This is a genomic window from Microcystis sp. M49636_WE2 (assembly GCF_030065375.1).
GTDB classification, from domain to species: Bacteria; Cyanobacteriota; Cyanobacteriia; order Cyanobacteriales; family Microcystaceae; genus Microcystis; species Microcystis aeruginosa_C.
In genome coordinates, this window is record NZ_JASJFG010000577.1 from 1 (window position 1) to 3,962 (window position 3,962).

General features: G+C 45.3%; 4 protein-coding genes. 2 read left to right on the top strand and 2 right to left on the bottom strand.

What is annotated here, in order from left to right; translation table 11 throughout:
• Positions 1 to 667 precede the first annotated feature (667 nt).
• Together lexA and PX484_RS13290 are read left to right on the top strand one after the other, a co-directional pair.
• Positions 668 to 1,282, top strand: a complete 615-nt coding sequence (gene lexA, locus PX484_RS13285; RefSeq protein WP_002758280.1) for a transcriptional repressor LexA — start codon at positions 668 to 670, stop codon at positions 1,280 to 1,282.
• 163 nt (positions 1,283 to 1,445) lie between these two features.
• Positions 1,446 to 1,712, top strand: a complete 267-nt coding sequence (locus PX484_RS13290) for a TIGR02450 family Trp-rich protein (protein WP_002800208.1) — start codon at positions 1,446 to 1,448, stop codon at positions 1,710 to 1,712.
• A 151-nt stretch (positions 1,713 to 1,863) separates the two neighbouring features.
• On the opposite strand, the gene PX484_RS13295 is transcribed toward PX484_RS13290, so the two are convergent.
• Together PX484_RS13295 and PX484_RS13300 are read right to left on the bottom strand one after the other, a co-directional pair.
• A complete protein-coding gene (locus PX484_RS13295) occupies positions 1,864 to 3,201 on the bottom strand; it encodes a DUF4335 domain-containing protein (protein ID WP_287765600.1) in 1,338 nt (445 codons plus the stop codon).
• A 168-nt stretch (positions 3,202 to 3,369) separates the two neighbouring features.
• On the bottom strand, positions 3,370 to 3,909 hold the full coding sequence (locus PX484_RS13300) for a DUF3038 domain-containing protein (protein ID WP_039899825.1): 540 nt from the start codon (positions 3,907 to 3,909) through the stop codon (positions 3,370 to 3,372).
• Positions 3,910 to 3,962 lie beyond the last annotated feature (53 nt).

Genomic DNA, 3,962 nt, shown 5'->3' on the forward strand with positions numbered 1-3,962 from the left:
CTATTGGACGCTTACGGCAGACAGGCTTAAGTAGAGCAATTTTTCTGTCTCCACCTCGATCATTATCCAGATTCTCGGCTTTCTAGCAATTCGTTATTTTTTCTTAATACGCTGCTGAGTTTGCCAGCAACCGACCCTGGGGTTAATTAATATTGAGAATTGATAAATAAGTAGTTGGACAAAAGTAAAGTTAACTGTGGGTGGGGTAAGGAGTCGGTCGTCGGTCGTCAGGAAGAATTGCGGCAATTTACATTTCTTAAGATAGACAACAGAATTTATGTCCGACTACTTAAAAATTAATGATACTTTTTTAAAAAAAGTGCTAGGTCAGAAGATAAGCTATTGACTATCTAAATTACTCATTAAGACTGTCTATGAGAAGGGAGAAGGAATTATGAATTATTAATTAGGGTTTGCGGCAAAAAGTTTTTCGGTGGTGGCAGGGTGTGGGGTGTAGGGTGTAGGGTGTGGGGTGTCGGAAGAATAAATAGAAATAATCCCCTGTCTCCTGTCTCGGAGTCTCCTAACCAACCACGACAATTTTTGATTGTTGCCAGAGATCTAATAACCAGTTGATTTAGTCGGCCGATGAAGTTAAGATGTACTAGGTTAAACACAAATGAACTAAAGTACAAATTATCTTAACCCAAGGATAGGAAAATAGATCATGACTAACCTCGAATCCCTTACTCAAGCGCAACAGGAGTTGTACGACTGGCTAATTGAGTACATTCGCACTACTCAGCACGCCCCTTCCATCCGGCAAATGATGCGAGCGATGAATTTACGCTCTCCCGCACCGATTCAAAGCCGTTTAGAACGTTTACGCGCCAAAGGCTATATTGATTGGACAGAAGGAAAAGCACGCACCCTGCGGATTCTCAAACAACCAGTGCAAGGTTTACCGGTTCTAGGTGCGATCGCTGCAGGTGGTTTAGTGGAACCCTTCACCGATGTGGAAGAAAAACTCGATCTTTCTAACCTGTTGCAACGCAGTCAAGACTGTTATGCTCTGCGGGTTTCCGGAGACAGTATGATCGAGGACCATATTGCCGATGGGGATCTGGTGATTATGCGTTCTCTCACCGGCAATGAAGCGGTGTCCAATGGGGAAATCGTCGCCGCTAGAGTGGAAGGCCACGGCACTACTTTAAAACGTTTCTACCAAGAAGGAGAAATCATCACTCTCCAACCCTCCAATCAAAAATATCAACCAATTACAGCCAATACCGAACAAGTACAAGTACAAGGGGTTTTGGTTGGTGTTTGGCGCGGTTATTAGCCAAAACTGGGGCGCACTTAAGCGCCCCGATAATTTGACTTTTGTTCTGCTGGCTTTTTTTCAGTTTGTCATCGAGTCCTTCGCCCTGGGAAAAGAATCGGGTTGGCAGACTAGGATAATATAAGGGTTTTAGCCTATCCCGAACTCAGATGTCTTAACTTTTATGCCCAAAAAACAGAAGTATCCCCATCTCTTGGGGTCAAAATGGACGGCAAAACAAAAAACATGGGGCTGGCGACATTTTCAAGTGGTCAATCGTCAAAATCGCGGTCAATGGGTTTTTGCGGAATTAGTCGCTTCCTGCGATCCGACCGTCCGCTTCTGGATTAATGCTAAACAGTTGCAAGACGCGAATCTCTGGCAATCAGGTTGGCAAACCCTAACAGAAATGAACCAACCTGACAGCACCGACGAGATTATTGTTAATTAAGTAGGTAGGCGTTAAAAATTATCAGATGCCCCCCTTATTAAGGGGGATCCCCCCGCCTATCGGCACCCCCCTTATCAAGGGGGGCAGGGGGGATCGAACCTAAAATCAATTTTTAATTTAATTATAACCAGCTACTTAAATGCAGTACAGCCTATTGCTGTTCCATAAAAGTCCGCACCGTACCATCGGAACCAAGCACCAGACGCAATTGGGGATTACCGGGTACATCGAGGGGAGAAACAAAAGGTTGATTGAGCAGGGGCATATTAGTGCGATCGAGATAGATTTTCGCGGCCTGTCCCAGGGGAATAATCTGTTTTAGGGAACCATCCTGATTTAAGACCAAACGGTACTCTAGAGTATGTTTGAGACTTTCCGGCGGTTGCCAACGGGATTGAAAATATTCTCTGGTTTCTGCCACTTGGGGAATTGTATCTAGTAAGTTCGTCTCTGGGGCTTTAGCGGTGCTTGTGGGCGGTTTGGGGTCTAAATTGGCATTTTCGGGGTTAATAGGGCTTATAGGCGGTAAATTGGGCAATTTTGGCGGTGCTGGAGTCGGATTCATCGTGGTGGGGGGGACATTTCCCAGTGCGTTTGTACCCTGAACACCAGTGACGGGTGGAGCAGTAATCGGGATTTTCTGATTATTCGGTTCAATTACGATCGCCGTGTCGCCTGGACGCGAACCCGTGACTGGTGGCGGCGGTAAAGTGGGCGGCGGAATCACTAGGGGGACGCTAGAGGGGCGAACTGGGGCTGGAACGGTTGCCACGGGCGGCGGTGGCGGTAAAGGGGTTTTATTGCCCAAATTTGCCGGTAACTGCGGGTTTGGGGCGGCCGTTCCCGTGGGGGGTAAAGGCAGCGTTGGCAAGGGTTGGGGAATCTTGGCGTTATTGGGATCGGTGGTTAAATCATTGTTGACCGCTTGTTGCTGTTGATAAAATGCGATCGCTATTCCCCCGATAGTTATTAGGGCCGAAGCGATTAATCCCGTCCAGATCAGGGCATTTTTTCGAGTTTTCTGGCGAATTAATGGGGGTATTAGGGGGCTTTCATGGTTATATTCCCCTAAAGCATTGGCTAGATCGAATAATTGCGATGTGGTTAATTCGATCTCCTGTTTATCCCTATCGGTTAGCAGGGAACCTAAAAATAATTGATGCTGGAGAAGTCCCTGACAATGGAGAGAGGGTAAGGAGGGAAGATGACTTTCGGGGGAACCACTAGCCACGAAAGAGAGGGTAGAAACAGGACTAGAGAGTAAATTCTGCACATAATTAGCGACAATTTCCCCTAGTAGTTGTAATTGTGTGCGATCGCCTTTGATCGTCACCTGCTTTTCCTCACTCAATCTAGGATCATCAAAGCGCAATTGAAAGTGAGCATCGTTTAAGACATTTTTACCCAGCCAAACCGCTAGAGGCGAACTATTTCCCCAAATTTCTAGGGTACAGGTGGGGGGTGTATATTTGCGAATTAGATTACTCATTTTTAGTTATCGGTGGGAATTATAAATTATGAATTATAAATTATGAATTATGAACTGGGAAGCTTTTTTTCAGTGTTGCCAAAGGCACGGCGTAGCCGTCCAGTAAACAGTAAACAGTGAACTGAAAACTTACATCTGATAACTGATAACTGATAACTGATAGCCTTTTTACTTTTTACTTGCCAAAAGGGTGTGCCAAAGAAGGAGATGACTGCGGGGGCTGCTGTAGAACAATAAATCGATTAATAATTTCCAAGCTAGGGAAGCAAGGCTAGAATCACTGAGATTATTTTCCGATATTTCTGGGTATTTTAAGCGAAAATTATCGATATAATTGCCTAAAAGCGTGGTTTTGACTGGTTCTTGTCCTTGAGTTCCCACTTGTTCCAAGAGAATTACAGCGCGACGGATTAACTCTTGCTTTTTTTGGGCTAGATGACAGAGGAGGAGAACTAGAGAACGGATGTCCGCTAGGGAAAGTTTTGACTGGGGTTGCCAGTGGTGGGCAACTAGGCGATCGCTTGTATCTGCATCTAAGGCTAATTCTTGGGCTGCTTGGGTGATAGAATCGGAGTCTAAATTAGCTAGAGAGACTAAAGCTGCCAAAATCAGGTTTAAATAGCTATTAATATTCTCTAACTGCTCGTTACTGGGTGAGATAGCTAGGGGTAAATCCTCACCCGTGGAGGACTCGGCAGACTGAGGCATAGTCAAGGACATAGATAATAAGGAATTGCCAGCAGAAAAACTTGGGTTTAGGA

What these genes read in the sequence shown, in the direction of transcription:
- PX484_RS13295 (WP_287765600.1), bottom strand. Translation starts at nt 3,201, where the DNA reads ATGAGTAATCTAATTCGCAAATATACACCCCCCACCTGTACCCTAGAA.
- PX484_RS13300 (WP_039899825.1), bottom strand. Translation starts at nt 3,909, where the DNA reads ATGCCTCAGTCTGCCGAGTCCTCCACGGGTGAGGATTTACCCCTAGCT.
- lexA (WP_002758280.1), top strand. Translation starts at nt 668, where the DNA reads ATGACTAACCTCGAATCCCTTACTCAAGCGCAACAGGAGTTGTACGAC.
- PX484_RS13290 (WP_002800208.1), top strand. Translation starts at nt 1,446, where the DNA reads ATGCCCAAAAAACAGAAGTATCCCCATCTCTTGGGGTCAAAATGGACG.